At 70.9% G+C, this 20,409-nt stretch carries 18 protein-coding genes; 7 read left to right on the top strand and 11 right to left on the bottom strand.

Annotation, left to right across the window (positions count from 1 at the left end; genetic code table 11):
• Positions 1–199: 199 nt before the first annotated feature.
• Positions 200–853, bottom strand: a complete 654-nt coding sequence (locus ACIA3K_RS09815) for a histone deacetylase (protein WP_396800217.1) — start codon at positions 851–853, stop codon at positions 200–202.
• 10 nt (positions 854–863) lie between these two features.
• Positions 864–1,643, bottom strand: coding sequence for a phosphodiesterase (locus tag ACIA3K_RS09820; protein WP_396800219.1), 780 nt, complete (start codon positions 1,641–1,643; stop codon positions 864–866).
• A gap of 165 nt (positions 1,644–1,808) precedes the next feature.
• Between ACIA3K_RS09820 and ACIA3K_RS09825 the strand changes: the two genes are divergently transcribed.
• Positions 1,809–3,218: a diguanylate cyclase gene (locus ACIA3K_RS09825; RefSeq protein ID WP_396800221.1), complete on the top strand. Its 1,410-nt coding sequence runs from the start codon at positions 1,809–1,811 to the stop codon at positions 3,216–3,218.
• 137 nt (positions 3,219–3,355) lie between these two features.
• Here ACIA3K_RS09825 and ACIA3K_RS09830 read toward each other — a convergent pair whose 3' ends face one another.
• Entirely contained in the window at positions 3,356–4,417 is a 1,062-nt protein-coding gene (locus tag ACIA3K_RS09830; RefSeq protein ID WP_396800223.1) for an aspartate-semialdehyde dehydrogenase, read from the bottom strand.
• A 5-nt stretch (positions 4,418–4,422) separates the two neighbouring features.
• On the bottom strand, positions 4,423–5,688 hold the full coding sequence (locus ACIA3K_RS09835) for an aspartate kinase (RefSeq protein ID WP_396800224.1): 1,266 nt from the start codon (positions 5,686–5,688) through the stop codon (positions 4,423–4,425).
• A gap of 268 nt (positions 5,689–5,956) precedes the next feature.
• Between ACIA3K_RS09835 and ACIA3K_RS09840 the strand changes: the two genes are divergently transcribed.
• A complete protein-coding gene (locus ACIA3K_RS09840; protein WP_396800225.1) occupies positions 5,957–6,742 on the top strand; it encodes a hypothetical protein in 786 nt (261 codons plus the stop codon).
• An 84-nt stretch (positions 6,743–6,826) separates the two neighbouring features.
• The gene (locus ACIA3K_RS09845; RefSeq protein ID WP_396800227.1) at positions 6,827–7,357 is read left to right on the top strand and encodes a nitroreductase family protein; all 531 of its coding nucleotides are present in this window, start codon (positions 6,827–6,829) and stop codon (positions 7,355–7,357) included.
• A 33-nt stretch (positions 7,358–7,390) separates the two neighbouring features.
• Here ACIA3K_RS09845 and ACIA3K_RS09850 read toward each other — a convergent pair whose 3' ends face one another.
• Complete coding sequence (locus tag ACIA3K_RS09850; protein WP_396800228.1) at positions 7,391–8,377, bottom strand: MarR family transcriptional regulator; 987 nt, start codon at positions 8,375–8,377, stop codon at positions 7,391–7,393.
• 78 nt (positions 8,378–8,455) lie between these two features.
• Between ACIA3K_RS09850 and ACIA3K_RS09855 the strand changes: the two genes are divergently transcribed.
• Positions 8,456–9,727, top strand: coding sequence for an MFS transporter (locus tag ACIA3K_RS09855; RefSeq protein ID WP_396800229.1), 1,272 nt, complete (start codon positions 8,456–8,458; stop codon positions 9,725–9,727).
• 237 nt (positions 9,728–9,964) lie between these two features.
• Positions 9,965–11,716, top strand: coding sequence for a 2-isopropylmalate synthase (gene leuA / locus ACIA3K_RS09860; RefSeq protein WP_396800230.1), 1,752 nt, complete (start codon positions 9,965–9,967; stop codon positions 11,714–11,716).
• Between the two features lie 8 nt (positions 11,717–11,724).
• On the opposite strand, the gene ACIA3K_RS09865 is transcribed toward leuA, so the two are convergent.
• The gene (locus ACIA3K_RS09865; protein ID WP_396800231.1) at positions 11,725–13,239 is read right to left on the bottom strand and encodes an MFS transporter; all 1,515 of its coding nucleotides are present in this window, start codon (positions 13,237–13,239) and stop codon (positions 11,725–11,727) included.
• A gap of 137 nt (positions 13,240–13,376) precedes the next feature.
• Between ACIA3K_RS09865 and ACIA3K_RS09870 the strand changes: the two genes are divergently transcribed.
• A complete protein-coding gene (locus ACIA3K_RS09870) occupies positions 13,377–13,991 on the top strand; it encodes an HNH endonuclease family protein (protein ID WP_396800306.1) in 615 nt (204 codons plus the stop codon).
• Positions 13,991–14,383, top strand: a complete 393-nt coding sequence (locus ACIA3K_RS09875; RefSeq protein ID WP_396800233.1) for a hypothetical protein — start codon at positions 13,991–13,993, stop codon at positions 14,381–14,383. Before ACIA3K_RS09870 ends, ACIA3K_RS09875 begins: the two co-directional genes overlap by 1 nt.
• A gap of 54 nt (positions 14,384–14,437) precedes the next feature.
• Here the strand turns inward: ACIA3K_RS09875 and ACIA3K_RS09880 are convergent, their stop codons facing one another.
• From ACIA3K_RS09880 to ACIA3K_RS09900, 5 genes are all read right to left on the bottom strand, one after another.
• Complete coding sequence (locus ACIA3K_RS09880; RefSeq protein WP_396800234.1) at positions 14,438–15,538, bottom strand: ABC transporter ATP-binding protein; 1,101 nt, start codon at positions 15,536–15,538, stop codon at positions 14,438–14,440.
• Positions 15,535–16,521 carry an ABC transporter ATP-binding protein gene (locus ACIA3K_RS09885; RefSeq protein WP_396800235.1) on the bottom strand — a complete coding sequence of 329 codons (987 nt, stop codon included), beginning with the start codon at positions 16,519–16,521 and terminating at the stop codon, positions 15,535–15,537. The genes ACIA3K_RS09880 and ACIA3K_RS09885 overlap by 4 nt, the downstream gene beginning before the upstream one ends.
• Before the next feature lie 52 nt (positions 16,522–16,573).
• A complete protein-coding gene (locus ACIA3K_RS09890; protein WP_396800308.1) occupies positions 16,574–17,533 on the bottom strand; it encodes an ABC transporter permease in 960 nt (319 codons plus the stop codon).
• Between the two features lie 65 nt (positions 17,534–17,598).
• Positions 17,599–18,606, bottom strand: a complete 1,008-nt coding sequence (locus ACIA3K_RS09895; protein WP_396800236.1) for an ABC transporter permease — start codon at positions 18,604–18,606, stop codon at positions 17,599–17,601.
• Positions 18,607–18,703: 97 nt separating this feature from the next.
• A complete protein-coding gene (locus ACIA3K_RS09900) occupies positions 18,704–20,377 on the bottom strand; it encodes an ABC transporter substrate-binding protein (protein ID WP_396800238.1) in 1,674 nt (557 codons plus the stop codon).
• Between the last annotated feature and the right edge of the window lie 32 nt (positions 20,378–20,409).

Below are 20,409 nucleotides of genomic sequence, written 5' to 3' on the forward strand. Positions count from 1 at the left end.
CCACGGTTGCGAAACGCCTCCCGCCCGGACAGCCTCTCATCCGGACGCCGGCCGGTCGAGTCGAGCGACGGATCGCGACCGACGCGTCGGGCTGAGCGGGAGAGCTGCGGAAACGCCCATCGCCGGACCAGGTCCACCTGACGAACAGTCGATGACCGGTGGCGAAACAGCGTCGGCCGAAGGTCCAGAGAGGACGGAGTCAGCCGACCACGGTGAGCGCTTCGGCGACCAGTGTGGCGACCGCTTCGGGCCGCCAGCCGTCGACGACTCCGGGTCGCCGCGCCAGGTAGTCGACGATCCGCTCGGCCGGCCAACCGTGTGACTCGTGCAGCCCTTGGGCGATCATGCGCAGGTAGGCCGGCGCCGGTGGCCGGTGCGGCACGGCGGACGCCGGTTCGGGCGCGGTGAAGGTGAGCATCGGGAGGCCGGCACGCCGACCGGGGCAGACGAGGGTTTCGTAGCGCCCCGGACCGAGCGTCGCCCGTCCGTGGGTGACGGCCGCGTCGATGGCCGCGCCGGTCGCCGGGAGCAGGTCGGCGGTGTCGCCCGGTGGGCGGTACATCTCCTGGGCGGCGATGTCGGTGAACTGGTCGATGGTCACCAGGTAGGCCCGCGCGGCAGCCTCGCCCGGCAGCTGCGGGTCGTAGAACGCCATGCCGCCGGTCCACGCGCCGGACTCACCGGCGAAGTAGATCCCGCCGGGCATCCAGACCGGAGCCGACCGGCTCGGAGGTCGGGTGTCGCGGCAACCCGGGTACGTGCGCCGGCCGCCGGGTGGACAGCCGCCGCCGATGTACCAGGCCAGCCTGGCGGCGTGCATGTTCGACCCGTACGCGACGTACCAGATGAGCACGGCGGCGACCTCAGAAGCCGCAGGTCTGCCCGGCCGAGTGGCTGACCTGGACGGTGTGCGTCACGCAGGCGTCCGGCTCGACCCGGTGCAGCAGGAAGGCGCTCGGCTCGGCGACCCAGCCGATCACCTCGTCCGTGGCCATGGTGAGGGTGCTCTGCTTCCAGGTGCTGGGCGCGACGGTGAGCACGGTGCCCGCGTACCCCGTGGTGACCGTGCGGTGCAGGTGCCCGGCGGCGACCCGCACGACGTGCCGGTGCCGGCCGATCACCTCGGCCAGGGCGGGCCCGTCGGCGAGCCGGATGGCGTCGGCAGCGGGGATGCCGACCGCGACCGGCGGGTGGTGCAGGCAGAGGATGGCGGGCACCTCCGGACGGCCCGCGAGGACCCCGTCGAGCCAGGCGAGCTGCTCCTCGCCGAGCTGGCCGGCGTCGCTGCCGGAAACGAGCGAGTCGAGCACCACGATGGTCGCCGCCTCGTGGTCGACGTGGTAGTAGGCGGAGAACCCGCCCCCGAGCCAGGGCGTGCCGCCGAACGCGTCGAGCAGCGACTCGCGGTCGTCGTGGTTGCCGGTGGTCAGGTAGATCGGCAGTGGGAACCGCCCGATCAACTCGCGCAGCGCCGCGTACTCGTCGGGTCGGCCGTGGTCGGCCAGGTCGCCGGTGATGACCACGCAGTCCGGTCGCGGGCTCAGGGCGAGCACACGCCCGAGCGCCCGGTGCAGCCCGGCGGCGGGCTCGGCGGCGAGCAGACCGGTGGTCAGGTGCGGGTCGCTGATCTGCGCGATGAGCATGGGCTCGCCTCCAGGACGCCGGGACTCCCACGCTATCGCCCGGCACCTTTTCCCACAGGCCCCGTCCACAGCCTGTGGATAGCACATGTGTACGAAGCCGGGAGGCCGTCCGAAAAACGTGAGTACGCTTGATCCAGCCCCTCCCCTACCTGGAACGACGTGCGAGTGGATCATCAGCGAGTCATCCGTGACGTCACCGTCCGCCTGTCGATGGCGTCCAGCGCGCCGGAAGCCTGTCGGTGGACGGTCAGCGCACTGTCCCACCACACCCCGGCCACCATCTCGGTGCTGCTCGAGGCCCACGACCGGCTGCGGTGCGTGGCGGCGACCGGCGCGTGGCAGGTCTTCGCGACCGTACCGGCGCGCACCGGGATCGTCGGCCGGGTGTACGCCACCGGCACCGCCGCCGTGGTCCCGGACGTCACCGTCGACCCGGACTACCTACCGGTACGCCCCGACGTCACGACCGAGCTGTGCGTTCCGGTACGCGACCCGAGCGGTCGGGTGATCGGCGTACTGGACCTGCAGTGGAGTGACCCGGCCGACCTGCGGCCCTGGCGGGAGACCGCGCGGCGGCTGGCGACCCGGCTCGGGGCGCGGATCGCCGCGTTGGGTGGCCCGCCGTCCGAGAGCCGCAGCGAGAAGCTGCTCCGGCACGCCGCGGCGCTGTCCGCCGCCCCCACCGAGGCGGCCGTGATCAGCGCGGCGACCGAGGCCGCCCGGGAGGTGTCCACTCTCTCCACCGCGGTGCTGTCCATCGGCGGCCAGCTCGGTCCGTCCCCGGCCGAGTCGAACGAGCTGGAGACCCGGATCCGTGCCGAGTTGGCCGGCGCGGGCCCGGCCGCCCTGGACCGCATCGTCGAACGGGCCCACCGGTACGGCGCCGGATACACGCTGGGCGAGGCCGGGCATCCCCCGACCGAGGACTACCGACCGCTGACCCGGGCGGGGGTACGCACGCTTGTCGCCGTGCCGGTCGGACCGGCGGAGGCTGACGGAGTGCTGCTGGTCGCCGACGGCCGCGCCCTGCACCCGGACCCCACCACGGTCAGCCTCATGGAACTGCTCGCCGGGCAGGCGTGGACCAGTCTGGACCGGCTGCGTACGCTCGTCCGACTGCGGGAGCAGGCCAGCTCGGACCCGCTCACCGGGCTGCGGCACACCGGCCCGTTCGGGCAGCGGATCGCGGCGGCCACCCCGGGGCGTACGGCTCTGCTGGCGATCGACGTGGACGGCTTCAAGACGGTCAACGACACGTACGGGCACCAGGCCGGCGACCAGGTGCTGGTCGGGTTGGCGCGGGCGCTGGAGGGCGCGCTGCGGCACGGCGACGAGCTGTACCGGATCGGCGGCGACGAGTTCGTCGCGGTGATCGAGGTGAGTCGCCCGGAGGAGGCGGTCCGGATCGCCGAGCGGTTGGCCGAGGCGGCCCGCCGTACCGGCCGCACGATCAGCGTGGGCGTCGCGCTCCCCCGCCCCGGCGAAACCCCCGACCGCACCCTGAAGAGAGCCGACCAGGCCCTCTATGCGGTAAAACGCCAAGGCCGAGACGGAGTCCACCTCTCCGCCGCCTAACCCCACCCCGCGCCCGCACCCGCACCCTTGCCCGCGCCGATCTTGCACTTTTTGTTGAAGTTTTGTCGCCTTTACACCTTATGCGGCGACAGAAGTGCAAGATCGGCGAGGCGGGGGGTGGCGGGGAGGGAGAGCCGCTAGGGGGTGCGGAACTCTTTGGCTAGGAGTTCGGCTATCTGGGCGGTGTTGAGGGCTGCGCCCTTGCGGAGGTTGTCGCCGGTGACGAAGAAGTCGAGGGCGCGGGGGTCGTCCAGGGCACGGCGGATCCGGCCGACCCAGCTCGGATCCGTGCCTACCGCGTCGATCGGCATCGGGAACTCGCCTGCCGCGGGGTCGTCGACGACGATCACGCCGGGCGCGTTGCGCAGCGCCTCGCGGGCGCCCTCGGCGTCGACCTCGGTGGCGAAGACGGCGTGTACGGCCACCGAGTGGGCGGTGACCACCGGCACCCGGACGCAGGTGGAGCTGACCTTGAGATCGGGCAGGCCGAGGATCTTCCGCGACTCGTTGCGGATCTTCATTTCCTCCGACGACCAGCCGCCGTCGGCGGACGAGCCCGCCCACGGCACCACGTTGAGCGCCAGCGGCGCCGGGAACGGGCCGAGGTCGTCGCCGACCGCCTGGCGGACGTCGCCGGTGCGGGAGCCGAGCGCCCGGTCGCCGGCGACCTTGGCGAGCTGGTCGTGCAGGATGTCCACACCGGCCTGACCGGCCCCGGAGACCGCCTGGTAGGAGGCGAGCACCAGCTCCCGCAGGCCGTACTCGCGGTGCAGCGGCGCGACCGCGATGATCATCGCGAGGGTGGTGCAGTTGGCGTTGGCGATGATGCCCCGGGGTCGGTTGCGGACCTGCTCGGGGTTGATCTCCGGTACGACCAGCGGGACGTCCCGGTCCATCCGGAAGGCGCCGGAGTTGTCGACGGCGATCGCGCCCCGCTCGACGGCGATGGGCGCCCACTCGGCGGACACCTCGTCCGGCACGTCGAACATGGCCACGTCGACCCCGTCGAACGCCTCCGGGGTCAGCGCCTGGACGACGATCTCCTCGCCCCGGCAGCGCACCCGCTTGCCGACCGACCGCTCGGAGGCGAGGAGCCGGATCTCGCCCCAGACGTTGCGACGCCCGGTGAGTAGCTCGCACATCACGGTGCCGACGGCACCTGTCGCTCCGACCACGGCGAGGGTGGGCAGCGCCGTCATCGGCGCTACCTACCCGTCCCGGCGTAGACCACGGCTTCGGTGTCGCCACCCAGCTCGAACTGGTCGTGGATGGCGCGGACGGCGGCGTCGAGGTCGGTGTCCCGGCAGACCACGGAGACCCGGATCTCGGAGGTGGAGATCATCTCGATGTTGACGCCGGCGGCGCCGAGCGCGGCGAAGAAACCGGCAGCGACCCCGGGGTGCGAGCGCATGCCGGCACCGATCAGCGAGACCTTGCCGACGTGGTCGTCGTAGAGCAGGCCCTTGAACTTGACCGGCTCCTGGATCTTGCTGAGGGCGGCCATCGCGGTCGGACCGTCGGCCTTGGGCAGGGTGAACGAGATGTCCGTACGACCGGTGCCCTCGGTGGAGACGTTCTGCACGATCATGTCGATGTTGATCTCGGCGTCGGCGACGGTGTCGAAGATCCGCGCGGCGGCACCCGGCTCGTCGGGTACGCCGACGATCGTGATCTTGGCCTCGCTGCGGTCGTGCGCGACCCCGGTGATCAGTGCCTGCTCCACGGAAAGGTCCTCCATCGATCCGGTGACCATCGTGCCGGTGTTGGTCGAGTATGACGAACGGACGTGGATCGGCAACCCCGCCCGGCGGGCGTATTCCACGCTACGCAGGTGAAGCACCTTCGCGCCGCACGCGGCCAGCTCGAGCATCTCCTCGTAGGTGATGTCCTTGATGTGCCGGGCGTTGGGCACGATCCGCGGGTCGGCGGTGAAGATGCCGTCCACGTCGGTGTAGATCTCGCAGACGTCGGCGTGCAGGGCGGCGGCGAGCGCCACGGCGGTGGTGTCCGAACCGCCCCGACCCAGCGTGGTGACGTCCTTCGTGTCCTGCGAGACGCCCTGGAAGCCGGCCACGATGACCACCGAGCCCTCGTCGAGCGCGCCCTTGAGCCGCCCCGGGGTGACGTCGATGATCCGAGCGCGGCCGTGCACCGAGGTGGTGATCACGCCGGCCTGCGAGCCGGTGAACGAGCGGGCCTCGTACCCCAGGTTGTGGATGGCCATGGCCAGCAGGGCCATGGAGATCCGCTCCCCGGCGGTGAGCAGCATGTCCAGCTCGCGGCCCGGCGGCAGCGGGCTGACCTGGTTGGCCAGGTCGAGCAGCTCATCGGTGGTGTCCCCCATCGCGGAGACCACCACCACGACGTCGTCGCCGGCCTTGCGGGCGGCGACGATGCGCTCCGCCACCCGCTTGATCCGCTCGGCGTTGGCGACGGAGGACCCGCCGTACTTCTGCACCACGAGTGCCACGACGGTGCACTCCCTCCCAGCGACCCTGAGCGTGCCGACGCCGCCGGAACCGGGGCCGGCGGCGCGTGTCAGACCCCCTGAGCGTATCCGGCGGGTCACGACGGCGGGTCGGGTGATCCCACCATCCGGCCCGCGCGGCCGTCCGGCCGACGCGCTTGGCCAGGTCCGCGAGGGGCCAGGGGTACGCGGACAAACTGCCCCGACACGCCGGGAGGCGGCCCCTGTGCGCCGTTGCCCACAGGTGCCCCGCACCCACCAGAATGGGCCGGTGCCCGTCCTCCTCCGCCCGGCCGGCCGCGTGCTCGGATCGCTCGTGCTCGCTCTGCCGGTAGCCCTGGTCGCCTGCGACAGCGCCCAGCCCCCGCCTCCGCCGCCGGCCGATCCCGGCCCGGTGCAGGTGGACGGCACCCGTGACGAGTTGGCCGCCCTGGCCGCCGCCGCGCAGGATCGCCACCTGGTGGCGCGGTACGTGTTCAGCCGGAGTGGCCAGCCCGACCGCACCATCGTGTTCACAAGCGCGAACGACGGCAGTTGGCGGGTCGACGTGCCGGGTGGGGCGCTCGGCGGCACCGCCGACGTCTCGCTGGCCGCCACCTCCGACGGGCTGTTCCAGTGCGCCCTGCCCTCGACGGGTCACCCGGAGCCGGCGCGCTGCGTACGCCTCGGCGACCGCGACGACGCCATCCCGCGCCGGCTGGATCCGCGGATCCAGCATCCGCTCACCGACTGGTTGGACGTGTTGACAGATCGGCGCGCGCCGCTCGCGGTGGCCATGGCGACCACGCCGAAGGGCCTCACCGGCGCCTGCTACTCGGTGGACTCCACGTCCGCCTCGCTCAACGCGCCGCTGGACGTCGGCATCTACTGCTACGACCCGGACGGCACGCCGACCGGTGCCCGGACCGACGCCGGGACCCTACGGCTGGCCGCACCGCCGGGCGCGGCGCCCGCCACCGTGCAGTTGGCGGGCCCGGTGGTGGATGCGGAACCGCTGGACACGGCGGCTCCGCCGACTCCCGACCCGGCACTCAGCCCGAGCGCGGGAACGTCCTGATCTTCGTACCGTTACGGGTGCTCTTGCCCACATCTCCGCAGCCCGCTTTCAGCCGCTAAACGCCCATACGGGACGATTGCCGACATGGCTGACCTGACTCCACTTCTCGCCTTCCGCTGGAGCCCCAGGGCCTTCGACCCGCGCGCCACCCTGACGCCGCAGGAAGCGGCATCGCTGCTGGAGGCCGCGCGGTGGGCGCCGTCGACGGACAACGGGCAGCCCTGGCGGTTCGCCCTCGGGCACCGGGACGACGACAACTTCAAGCGCATCCTGATCAACCTCCCGGACGGCGACCAGTGCTGGGCCCGGCACGCCGCGACGCTGGTCGTCGGCGCGCACACCGGCGGCGACACCGAGCGGGCCGCGTACGACCTCGGTCAGGCGATCGCCCACCTGACTCTCCAGGCCACCGCCCTCGGGCTGCACGTACGCCAGCTCACCCGGTTCGACCGGGCCGGCCTCGCCACCGAACTCGACCTGCCCGGCGGCATCCGACCGCTGGTGGTCGCCGCCGTCGGGCGACTCGGCGACCCGTTCGCCCTGCCGGCCGAGTTGCGCGCCAGCGAGACCGGCCTGCGGCACCGCCGCCCGGTCGCCGACCTGCTGCTCGCCTGACGCCAGCCGTCCCGACTGACTACTCGCCTGACGTCAGCCGCCCCGGCTGGCGCGGAGCAGCACCGCCGCCGCGTCGGTGTTGCGGTAGAGCACGTGCCGACCCTGCCGAACGCGGTCGACCAGGCCGGCGGCGTGCAGCGCGGTCAGGTGCGCCGAGACGTTCCCGGCGGACATCCCGGTACGTCGGGCCAGATCGGTGGTGGTGGACGCCGTGTCGAGCAGGTACAGCAGCGCGGCCCGGCCGGAGCCGACCACCCGGGCCAACGGGTCGCCGGGTGGCGACGCGGCCGTCTCCCAGAGCGTCCCGACCGCCCGCACCGGGTACGCGGCCGCCGGTAGCGAGTCCTCCAGCAGGTTCCACAGCACGCGCCGCTCGGAGAACACCGTCGGGTTCAGCGCCAACCCACGATCGCGCAGGTCGAAGTCCCGCTCGAACGGGTCGGCGCTGACCACCCGGTCGCCGAGCCAGCGCAGGCTCGGGTGGAGCTGTTCGAAGAACCGTCCGGCGCCGTTCTCGGCGAGCTGGGCGGCGCGGTAGGCCACGTCGGCGTCGAGCAGCGCCCGCATCCGCGGCCAGTCCGGGGCGATCGCCTCGTCGTACCAGACCCGCACCGCGTCGACGAGCTGCGGCAGCAGTCCACGGGGGTCGGCGAGCAGCGCCTGCCCGAACGGGCTCAGCGGCCGGCGCGGAGTGGTCGCCAGCAGGTCCTGGACGACCACGGCCGGCGGTGTCGCGGCGATCTGGGCAAGCTGCTCGGCCATCTCCACGTTCGGTCGGGCCGCCGGGGTGAGGAAGTCGGGCAGCCAGCAACGCGGCCGGGCCAGCTCCACCAGCGGTCGGACCCGGGCGGCCACCTCGGGCCGACGCATCGTCACCCGGGCGCGGTCGATCCAGGGCAGGTGCACCGCGTGGTAGACGGGGCTGGCCAGCGCCCACATGCTCATGACCGTCTCGTTGGCCGGCGACACGGCGAGCCGCACGCCCGCCACGTCGGCCAGGCTGAAGCGCAACTCGGACACAGGCACCCCCGGGAGCAGGATTCAACCCAGCCTAAAAGGCTCGACCGATCTTGTGGGGGCACGGTTCACTTCCCCGCCATGGGGGCCAGAGAGAGCATTCGTACCGCGGTGGCGAACGTCGTACCGCCGGCCGGGTTGACCCGCGCGCTGGCCGTGCAGGCCATGGTCTACGCCGTCGGCAGTGGCCTGTTCCACGCCGGCAGCGCCGTCTTCTTCACCCGGGCGCTGGGGCTCAGCGCCGCCCAGGTGGGCCTGGGCCTGTCCATCTCGGCGGGGGTGTCGCTGCTGGGCACCGTGCCGCTGGGCGGGCTCACCGACCGGTACGGGCCGCAGCGGGTCTGGGTGGTGGGGCTGGTGCTGGACGCTGCGCTGTTCGCGTCGTACCCGTTCGTGGGTGGCTTCGCCGGTTTCCTCGCCGTGGTGGTGGCGTTGGCGGCGGTGGAGGCGTCGACGGGCGTGGCCCGGCAGGTCTACTCGATCAACGCGCTCCCGCCCGCCGAACGGGTCACGGCGATGGCCTACCAGCGGTCGTCGTTGAACGTGGGTTTCGGGCTGGGCGCGGTGATCAGCGGCCTGGTGCTGGCGGTGGACACGATCGAGGCGTACCGGGCGATGGTCTGGTTCATCGCGGCGGTCTTCCTGATCACGGCCCTGTTCGTCCGGCGACTGCCCCGGCTGCCGCAGGTCGCCCGACCCGAGGAGCCGATGAGCCGGCTCGCCGTGCTGCGGGACCGCCCGTTCATGGTGGTGTCCCTGCTCTCCGGGTTGCTCACCGCGCACCAGCCGCTCTACCTGACGGTGCTGCCGCTGTGGATCCTCACCCACACCGACGCCCCGAAGACGCTGATCGCCGCCCTGGTGCTGCTCAACACGGTCCTGATCGTGCTGCTCCAGGTACGCGTCAGCCGGGGCACCGACACGGCCTCGGGCGCGGCCCGGGCCTCCCGCCGGGGTGGCCTGCTGATCGCCCTGTCCTGCCTGGTCCTGCCGATCTCCGGGGCCACCCGGGGCGCGCTCACCGTCGTGGTGCTGGTGGTCGGCGCGTTACTGCTGATCCTCGCCGAATTGATCGACTCGGCGGGCACCTGGGGGCTGGTCGCCACCCTGCCGCCGGCCGCCCAGCGCGGCGCGTACGTGGGGGCGTTCGAACTCGGCAGACAGGTGCAGTACCTGATCGCCCCGGCCGGATTGACCGCGCTCGCCGTCAGCACCGGCGGCTGGGGTTGGTTACCGACGGCAGCGATCTTCGTGCTGGTCGCAGCGGCGATCGTGCCCTCCGTGACCTGGACCGAACGGACGCCGAGGCTGGGTTCCCAGGCCCCGGAGGCGACCATGACATCGATCCCATAGTCCGGACCAGCCTTTGCACCCTTCGTCCCATCACGTAGGGTGACCTGGTCATGTGGCGAGCGCTTCTCCTCCTTAGCCGCCGCGACGAGGCCTGACCGGCCGGCACCTCGTCGCGGAGTCGCATCGCGCCGTCCAGCACATCTGAGTTTCCTCTCGGCACCGCCGCGCACCGTCGCCCGGCAATCCGCCGACACCTTCCGATCTGCTGACGCCACATGTTCCAGGGAGCACTCCGAGATGGCTCAACCTGTCACCGACGCCGAACCCGATCCGATCGCCCGGCAACGCCCCAGCCGGATGCCGTACCACCGCTACCAGCCGTACCGGGAGCAGTTCCGGGTCGACCTGCCGGACCGCACCTGGCCCACCCGCACCGTCGAGGCCGCGCCGCGCTGGTGCGCGGTGGACCTGCGCGACGGTAACCAGGCGCTGATCGACCCGATGTCGCCCGAGCGCAAGCGGCGGATGTTCCAGCTGCTGGTACAGATGGGCTACAAGGAGATCGAGGTCGGCTTCCCGTCGGCCAGCCAGACCGACTTCGACTTCGTCCGGCAGCTCATCGAGCAGGACATGATCCCGGACGACGTCACCATCCAGGTGCTCACGCAGTGCCGGGAGCACCTGATCGAACGGACCTACGAGTCGCTGCGCGGCGCGAAGCGGGCGATCGTGCACTTCTACAACTCGACCTCGACCCTGCAGCGGCGGGTGGTCTTCGGTCTGGACCGCGACGGCATCGCCGACATCGCCACCACGGGCGCGCGGCTCTGCCAGAAGTACGCGGAGATCCACACCCCGGACACCGAGATCTTCTACGAGTACTCGCCGGAGTCGTACACGGGCACCGAGCTGGAGTACGCGCTGGAGGTCTGCAGCAAGGTCATCGACGTGATCGACCCGACGCCCGACCGCCCGCTGATCATCAACCTGCCGGCCACCGTCGAGATGGCCACCCCGAACGTGTACGCCGACTCGATCGAGTGGATGCACCGGCACCTGCCGCGCCGCGACAGCGTCGTGCTGAGCCTGCACCCGCACAACGACCGGGGTACCGGCGTGGCCGCCGCCGAGCTGGGCCTGCTGGCGGGCGCGGACCGCATCGAGGGCTGCCTGTTCGGCAACGGCGAGCGCACCGGCAACGTGGACCTGGTGACGTTGGGGCTCAACCTCTTCTCCCAGGGCATCGACCCGATGATCAACTTTTCGAACATCGACGAGATCCGCCGGGCCGTCGAGTACTGCAACCAACTGCCGGTGCACGAGCGCCACCCGTACGCGGGTGACCTGGTCTACACCGCCTTCTCCGGCTCCCACCAGGACGCCATCAAGAAGGGCTTCGACGCCCTGGCCGCCGACGCGAAGGCCGCCGGCGTACCTGTCGACGAGCACACCTGGGCGGTCCCGTACCTGCCGATCGACCCGAAGGACCTGGGCCGTACCTACGAGGCGGTCATCCGGGTCAACTCGCAGTCCGGCAAGGGCGGCGTCGCGTACATCATGAAGAGCGAGCACCAGCTCGACCTGCCGCGCCGGCTCCAGATCGAGTTCTCCGGCGTCGTGCAGCACGTCACCGACCACGACGGCGGTGAGGTCGACCCGGCCGCCATGTGGGAGATCTTCGCGACGCACTACCTGCTCGACCACCAGCCGGACCCGGCGGTCCGGTTGACCGGCTACACGATCGGCACCGCCGACGGCAAGGTCGAGATCGAGGCCAAGGTCGGTGTCGGTGGCGAGCAGCGGTCGCTCACCGCGATCGGCAACGGTCCCATCGACGCGTACGTCAACGCGCTCCAGGCGGTCGGCGTGGGCGTCCGGGTGCTCGACTACCACGAGCACGCGCTGTCCTCCGGCGGTGACGCGCAGGCCGCCGCGTACGTGGAGTGCGAGGTGGACGGTCGGACGGTCTGGGGCGTCGGCACCGACGCCAACATCGTGACCGCCTCGATCAAGGCGGTCACCAGCGCCGTCAACCGCGCCCGCCGCTGACGCTCGGGTCACGCCCCCGAAGGGCGGTTCTTCTTCGGGGGCGTGGCGGCGGGCATCGAGTGGCAGGGCTGCGACGGCAGGGCCTCGCGGGGTGGCCGGTGCACCAGCACGAGGGCCAGCACCGCGCCGGCCAGCAGCAGCCCCGCGCACCAGGCCAGCGCTCCCCGGAACGCGTCGGTCAGCTCGGCCTTCTGCTCGTAGCCGCCACCGGACAGGCCCACCAGCAGCGGCAGCGCGGCCACGGCGAGCAGACCGCCGGCCCGGGACGCGGCGTTGTTGAAGCCGCTGGCAACCCCGGAGAACCGATCCTGCACGGCGGCGAGCACCGACGCGGTCAGCGGTGCCACCACCAGGGTCAGTCCGAGGCCGAAGAGCAGCACCCCGGGCAGCACGTCGGTCCAGTAGGACGCGCCGGGGCCGACGCCGCGCAGCAGCAGCAGGCCGACGGCGGCGATCACCGGGCCCACGGCCAGCGGCAGCCGGGGACCGATCCGGGCTGCCATCGCACCGGCCCGAGCCGAGCCGACGAGCAGCAGCACCGTCATCGGCAGCAGCGCGATCCCGGTCCGGAACGCCGACCACTCGACGACGTTCTGCAGGTAGACGGCGAAGAAGAAGGTGAACCCGCCGAGCGCCGCGTAGACCACCACGGTGAAGACGTTCAGGACGGAGAAGAGCCGGCTGCTGAACAGCCCCGTGGGCAGCATCGCGGTGTCCCCGCGCCGCCGTTCCAGCAGCACGAAGGTCACCGCGGCCACCACACCGACCAGCGCGGCGATCAGCACCGGTGCCGAGGCGAAGCCGCGCGCGGGCGCGTCGATCAGGGCGTACGTGACGCCGGCGAGCGCCAGTGCGCCGAGCACCGCCCCGGCGACGTCGAAGCGGCGGCGCGTACGGCCCGGCCCGTGGGTGCGGGAGGCGTTCTCGTCGCGGCTCTCCGGCACCCAACGCAGCGCGGCCAGCACGACCAGGACGGCGATCGGCAGGTTGAGGAAGAAGATCCACCGCCACGAGAGCGTGTCGATCAGCCAGCCGCCGATGAACGGCCCCAACGCCGTGGACACTCCGGACAGTCCGGCCCACGCGCCGATCGCCCGACCTCGGTCGTCGGGGTGGAAGCTCGCCTGGAGCACCGAGAGCGAACCGGGCGTGAGGAGCGCTCCGCCCGCGCCCTGCACGATGCGGGCCGCGATGAGAGTGCCGGTGCCCTGGGCCAGCCCGCACAGCACCGACGCGGCGGTGAACCAGAACACCCCGATGAGGAACACCCGTCGCCGGCCGAAGCGGTCCCCGAGCGACCCGCCGAGCAGGACGAAGGCGGCCAACGTCAGCAGGTACCCGTTGATGGTCCACTGAAGATCGGCGACGTTGGCCCCGAGATCCTGGCCGAGTTTCGGCAGCGCCACGTTGACGACCGTGGTGTCCAGGAAGACCATGCCGGACGCGAGCACCGCGGCGAGCAGGGTTCCCCGGCCGGCGGCGGTGCCCATCCGCAGTGCGGGCGACGGTACGGAGGAGGTCATCCCACCAATCTTGCTTGCACATAGTGGGAGACGCCACGAAACGCCGAAACCGTGCCCGGGTACTGTGCGCAAGCGCCGGGAGCCCGCAAGCTGGAGAGGTGTCGTCTGTGCGTACCAGATCAGGAACGCGTGCGTCGATGGCCGCGCTCGTCGCGGCGCTGGCGCTCGTCATGGCCGGCTGCGTCCCGCCCGAGGAGGCGGGAACCACGCCGACGCCGGGTGGCGGCGGCGGTAACGCCGTCGAGCAGTTGGGCCAGTTGACCGTCGCCACCGCTGGCTCGATGAAGGGCTACAGCCGGGAGCGCTTCCCGCACTGGCGGGACACCGGCAAGAACTGCGACGTGCGGGACACCATCCTGCAACGTGACGGTAAGGACGTGAAGCTCTCCGGCTGCAACGTGGTCGGGGGTCGCTGGGAGAGCGTGTACGACGGCCGCAGCGCGACCGATCCCTCCGAGGTGGACATCGACCACACGGTGCCGTTGGCCAACGCGTGGCGCTCGGGCGCTGACGAGTGGGACAACGCCAAGCGTGGCGACTTCGCCAACGACACCACACGTCCGCAGCTCATCGCGGTTTCCGCGTCCTCCAATCGGGCAAAGGGTGACCAGGATCCGTCCCAGTGGAAGCCGGCAAACCGGTCGTACTGGTGCCAGTACGCCAAGGACTGGGTGACGGTGAAGCACTACTGGAAGCTGACGGTGACCAGTGCCGAGAAATCCGCGCTGACCGACATGCTGGAGGGCTGCTGATGAGCGAGGAACCTGCGACAGACGCCAAGGCGAACCCGGACACGGCCCCGTCCGCGGCCGGGATGACCGCCGACGGCACCGGCGACACGCCGGCCGCGGTGCCGGGGGCCGGTATGGTCGCGGACTCGACCGGCGCCAGTGCCCCGCAGAGCCGGACCGCCGACATCGTGCCCGGCCCGGGTGGGGTGATGACCGACGAGGTCGGCGTCGTCACCGGTGAGCTGACCCTGCGCACCGAGTACGCGGACGGCAAGGTCACGCTGCGGGTGCAGTACAAGGACGCGGACGAGTGGTACGTGGTGACCGGCGGGCTGGTCGCGCTGCCCGATCCGGCGGGGTTGGACGCGGTGCACGCCGTGGCGGTCGCCCTGCTGAACCGTCCCGAGGGCTGAAGACAGCCCGTACGCCGGTCAGGGGCCGCCCGTGACGGGCGGCCCCTGACCGCGTCACGGGGTGGGGATCAGCTCGTCGGGCGGGTCGAGCGGGCCGGTGCCGTCGGTCGGGCGCACCAGCTCCACCTCGACCTCGTGCGGACGGATCCGACCGGCGGCGATGTCCTCGGCGAAGTGGCAGGCCACCCGGTGCCCGCCGACCACGTCGCGCAGCTCCGGCCGCTCACTCGCGCAGCGGGTCGGCTGCGCCCACGGGCACCGGGTGTGGAACCGGCAGCCCGACGGCGGGTTGGTGGGCGAGGGCAGGTCACCGGCGAGCAGGATGCGCTCGCGGCGGTCCTCGACGACCGGGTCGGGCACCGGCACGGCGGACATCAGCGCCCGGGTGTACGGGTGCATCGGCTCGCGGTACAGGTCGTCGCTGGACGCCTCCTCGACGAGACCGCCGAGGTACATGACGCCCACCGTGTCGGCGATGTGCCGGACCACCGCCAGGTCGTGCGCGATGATCAGGTACGTCAGGCCGCGCTCGTTCTGGAGATCCTCGAGCAGGTTGAGCACCTGCGCCTGGATCGACACGTCGAGTGCGGAGACCGGCTCGTCGGCGACGATCAGGTCCGGGTTGAGCACCAGGGCCCGGGCGATGCCGATGCGCTGGCGCTGACCGCCGGAGAACTCGTGCGGGTACTTGCTGAGGGCGGACGCGGGCAGGCCCACCGCCTCCAGGGTTTCGCGCAGCCGCCGGTTCGTCTCGGCCTTGTCGCCGGCCAACCCGTGCGCCTTCAGTCCCTCCACCAGCAGCGACTCCACCGACTGCCGGGGATCGAGGCTGGACAGCGGGTCCTGGAAGATCATCTGCATCCGGCGGCGGGCCTGCCGCATCGCCTCGCCCTTGAGCGCGCGGACGTCGGTGCCGTCGAACACGATCTCGCCGTCGGTGGGTTCGACGAGCCGCAGCAGGCCACGGCCGAGCGTCGACTTGCCGCAGCCCGACTCGCCCACCAGCCCGTACGTCTCGCCCTTGCGGATGCTCAGCGAGACGCCGTCCACCGCGTAGACGTACCCGACGGTCCGGTCGAAGAGCAGGCCGCTCTTGATCGGAAAGTGGACCTTGACGTCGCGCAGCTCGATCAGCGCAGTGGTCTCGTCGGTCATCGGACCGCCACCTCCTCGGAGACGGGGTTGTTGCAGCGCAGGTCGCCGCCGGTGGCGGTGGGTTCGAGCGGCGGGGGTCCTTCCAGGCACGCGTCCACGACGTTGTCGCAGCGCGGCGCGAACGCGCACCCCTCGGCCCACGGGATGTTGTCGGCGACCGACCCGCGGATCGCGTGCAGTCGCTCGCCGCGCGGGGAGTCCAGCCGCGGCACCGAGTTGAGCAGCCCGTGGGTGTACGGGTGCCGGGCGTGCGCGAACAGCTCGTGCCGTCGCGCCCGCTCGACCACCTTGCCGCCGTAGAGCACGTTGACCGTGTCGCAGAGTCCGGCCACCACGCCCAGGTCGTGCGTGATCATTACCAGCGCGGTGCCGGTGTCGTCGACCAACTGCTTGAGCAGCGTGAGGATCTGCGCCTGAATGGTCACGTCGAGGGCGGTGGTCGGCTCGTCGGCGATCAACAGCCGGGGCTTGCAGGCCAGCGCGATGGCGATCAGGGCGCGCTGGCGCATCCCGCCGGAGATCTGGTGCGGGTACTCGCTGAGCCGCCGCTGCGGGTCGGGGATGCCGACCGCGTCGAGCAGGTCGCGTGCCTCCCGCAGCGCCTGCTTGCGGTCCCGGCCCTGGTGGCGTTCCAGCACCTCGGCCACCTGCACACCGATCGGGATGACCGGGTTCAACGACGACAGCGGGTCCTGGAAGATCATGCTGATCTCCCGGCCACGCCGGTCACGCATGTCGTCCGGTCGCAGCTTCAGCAGGTCGGTGCCCTCGAACAGCACCTCCCCGGTGACCTTGTTGCCGCGCTTGGGCAGCAGGCCCATGATGGCGAGGCTGGTCACGCTCTTGCCGCAGCCGGACTCGCCGACCAGGCCGACGGTCTGCCCCGGCTCCACCGTGAAGCTGACCTTGTCGACGGCGGTGAAGGGTCGCTCGCCCCGCCGTTGGAACACGACGCTCAGGTCGCGGACGTCGAGCAGGCTCATCGGGTCACTTCCTCACTGCTGTGGTTCATCGCTCGCGATGCGCACACGGCGGTCACCGCCGGTTCTTCGGGTCGATCGCCTCACGCATGGCCTCACCGAGCAGGGTGAAGCCGAGCGCGACCACGATGATCGCGAGCGCCGGGTAGTACGCCAGTTCCGGTCGGACCTCGAAGTACCGCTGACCGTCCACGCCCAGCATCAGACCCCACTCGGCCCGGTTGATGTCCGGGTCGCCGAGGCCCAGGAAGGAGAGCGCCGCGGCGTCCAGGATGGATACCGCGAAGGTCAGGGTGGCCTGCACGATCACCGCGGTCAGCGAGTTGGGCAGCATGTGCCGCAGCACGATGTTGCGCTCCTTGACGCCGAGCGCGCGGGCGGCGAGCACGTGGTCGCTCTCCCGCTGGGCCAGCATGGAGCCGCGCAGCAGTCGGGCGAAGATCGGCACGCTCACGATCGCCACCGCGAAGATGACGGTCCACTGGCTCGACCGGCTCGCCATCGCGACCAGGGTGATCGCCAGCAGCAGGCTCGGCAGGGCCAGCATCACGTCGGTGAGTCGCATGAGAACCACGTCGATCCAGCCGCCGAAGGCACCGGCGATCGCGCCGATCAGCACACCGAGCACCAGACCGATGAGGGTGGCGAGCACGCCGACGAAGAGCGTCTGCCGGGCCCCGTAGATCATGCGGGACAGGAAGTCCCGGCCGAGCGGGTCGGAGCCGAGCGGGAAGTCGCTGCTGGCGCCCGGGATGCTGTCCACGGTCAGGTTCCTGGTCAGCTCGTCGAAGCGCTGTACCGGGTCGTGTGGCGCGATCAGCGGAGCGAAGATCGCCACCAGGACGAACAGTCCGACGATGCTGGCCCCGACGATGGCGACCGGGTTGCGCCGGAGTCGGCGGGCGGCGTCCCGGACGAGGCTGACGCCACCCCGGTCGGATGCGCTCGCACGGGCCAGCTCGTCCAGCCGGGCCTTCTTGCGGTCGCCGAGCACGCCGATGCTGCGCTCGCTCATGCCGGGTCGGGGCTTGTCTTCTCCGCTGCGCGGCGCCGGCGTTCCAGGCTGGGTGATCGGGTCACTCATCGCACACGCACCCTCGGGTCGATGAAGGCGTAGGAGAGGTCGACCAGCAGGTTGACCACCACGAAGACCAGCGCGGCGAGCAGGATGATCGCCTGGAGCACCGGGTAGTCCCGGCCGCCGCTGATCGAGTCCGTGATCAGGGTGCCGACGCCGCCCCAGTTGTAGACCTTCTCGGTGAGTACCGCGCCGGAGAGGAGCGCGCCGGTCTGCAGACCGATGGTGGTCACCACCGGCAGCAGCGCGTTGCGCAGGATGTGCCGGCCCCGGATGGTGCGGTGCCGCAGGCCCTTGGCCTCGGCGGTCCGTACGTAGTCCTCGTTGAGCACGTCGAGCACGCTGGCCCGGGTGATCCGCACGATCACGGCCAGCGGGATCGTGGCCAGCGTGATCGCCGGCAGGATCAGGTGCCACAACGCGTCGGCGCTGGCGTCGAACTCCCGGGTCAGCAGGCCGTCGAGGACGAAGAACCCGGTGACGTTCGTGTTGTCCAGTCCCGTGGTGAGCCGTCCGGACGGCGGGAACCAGTGGATGTTCTGCGTGAAGACGTCCTTGAGCAGGTAGCCCAGGAAGAAGATCGGAATCGAGATGCCGAGCAGGGTGCCGGCGATGGTGAGGTTGTCCGGCCAACGCCCGCGCCAGCGCGCGGCGAGATACCCCAACGGCACGCCGAGCCCGACGGCGATGATCATCGCGGCGATGGCCAGCTCGATGGTGGCCGGGAAGGCACGGCTGATGACCTCGGTGACCGGGTCACCGGTACGGATCGAGTTGCCGAAGTCGCCGGTGAGGACTCGCTGCATGAACTTGCCGTACTGCACCAGGATCGGCTGGTCGTAGCCGAGCGCCTTGGTCAGCAGGGCGCGGCGCTCGGGCGTGGCCCGCTCGCCGAGGAGCGCCTCGACGGGGCCGCCGGGCAGATTCCGCAGCCAGATGAAGATCAGCGCCGACAGGGCTATGAGGGTCACCACCAACTGCAGCAGGCGGCGGACTATGACTCGCAACATCTCTCACACCAGACTCTCGATGGTCGCGGAATCGGCCCGGGCAGGGGAGAAACCCCCAACCCGGGCCGATTCCGCCTACGGCGTCAGCCGATTGACGTCACTTCTTGACGCTGACGGTGTTGAACCGCTCGTCAGTCAGCGGGCTGGCCTTCAGGCCCTCGACGTCCTTGGTGACGACGATCGCCGGCGGCGCGTGCCAGACCGGCACAGCCGGCAGCCACTTGGCGGCGATGTCCCGGTTGACCTGCTCCCAGGCGGCCTTCTTGGCAGCGTCGTCGACGGTGCCGTCGGCCTTGGCGATCGCGTCGAACATCTCGTTCATCGACTGGTCACCGAACTCGACCTTGCCCCGGCCGAAGAACGTGCCGACGAAGTTGCCCGGGTCGTTGTAGTCACCGGTCCAGCCGAGGATGTGCAGGTCCTGCTTGCCGAACTGCTGCACGTCGTCCTTGAAGCCACCGTTCCACGGACGAGGCACACCGTTGACCTTGATGCCCACGGCCTGGAGGTCGTTGGCGAGGACGGTGAAGATCTCCTGCGGGTTCGGCATGTACGGCCGGGAGACGTCCGGCGGGTAGTAGAAGTTGAGCGTCAGACCCTCGGCGCCGGCCTCCTTGAGGAGCTGCTTGGCCTTGTCCGGGTTGTACTCGTACTTCTGCACGTCCGGGGCGTAGCCGAGCACGGTGTCCGGCATGAACTCGTCGGCGACCTTCGCGCCACCCGGGCCCTTGGTCTGCACCAGCTGCTGACGGTTGAGCGCGTAGGCGATCGCCTGCCGCACCCGCAGGTCCTTCAGCTTCGGGTTCTTCTGGTTGATGCCCAGGTACAGGATGTTGAAGGCCGGGCGGTTGATGACCTGGAAGCCCTCACCCTCGAGCGCCTTGCGGTCGGCCGGCGCCGGGAAGTCGATGCCCTGCACGGTGCCGGCACGGAGCTCCTGCTTGCGGGTGCTCTCGTCCTTGATGACCTTGATGATCACCTTGTCCACCTTGGCCTTGTCGCCAAAGTAGTCCGGGTTCCGGTTGAGGGTGATCTCGTTCTTGGCCTTGTCCCAGCCACCGAAGGTGAACGGGCCGGTGCCGACCGGGTGCTCGTTGGCGAACGCGCTGTACGAGAACGAGTCACCGTTCTGCGTGACGGTGTCGGCGTCGTACTTCTTGAGCGCCTCGGGGCTCGCGATCGAGAGCGAGGTCAGCGCGAAGGCGCCGGGGAAGGCACCCTTGTACTTCTTGAGCGAGAGGACGGCGGTTCCGTCGTCCTTGGCCTCGCACTTGTCGTAGATCGACTCGCCGGCACCCTCGGCCTCGTTCTTCGCGAACCCGCCGAAGGTGTCCATGTAGTAGATCATCTGGGACTGGGCGGCGGCGCCCTTCATGTTGTACCAGCGGTCGAAGTTGTAGCAGACCGCGGCGGCGTTGAAGGGGGTGCCGTCGTGGAACTTCACGCCCTGACGGAGCTTGAACGTCCAGACCTTGCCCTCGGGGTCGTGCTCCCAGCTCTCGGCCAGGCCGCCCTCCAGCTCGGCGGTGCCCGGCTTGTGGCTCACCAGGGTGTCGAACATCTGCCGGACCGGCCGGAACGACTCACCGTCGTCGTTGAAGATCGGATCGAAGTTCTTCGGGTCACCGGCACCCGCGAAGATGAAGGTGCCGCCAGTCTTGGCCTCGCCACTGTCGCTGCCGCGCTCGCTCTCCGCACAGCCGGCCGCGCCGACCGCCAGAGCGGCAACGGCCGCGATGGCCACAGCCGATTTGAGCCTTCTCGCCTGCATCTCTCACCTCTGTCATGCGCATGACCACGCCG

This window comes from Micromonospora sp. NPDC051543, from assembly GCF_044454415.1.
Taxonomy (GTDB): Bacteria; Actinomycetota; Actinomycetes; order Mycobacteriales; family Micromonosporaceae; genus Micromonospora.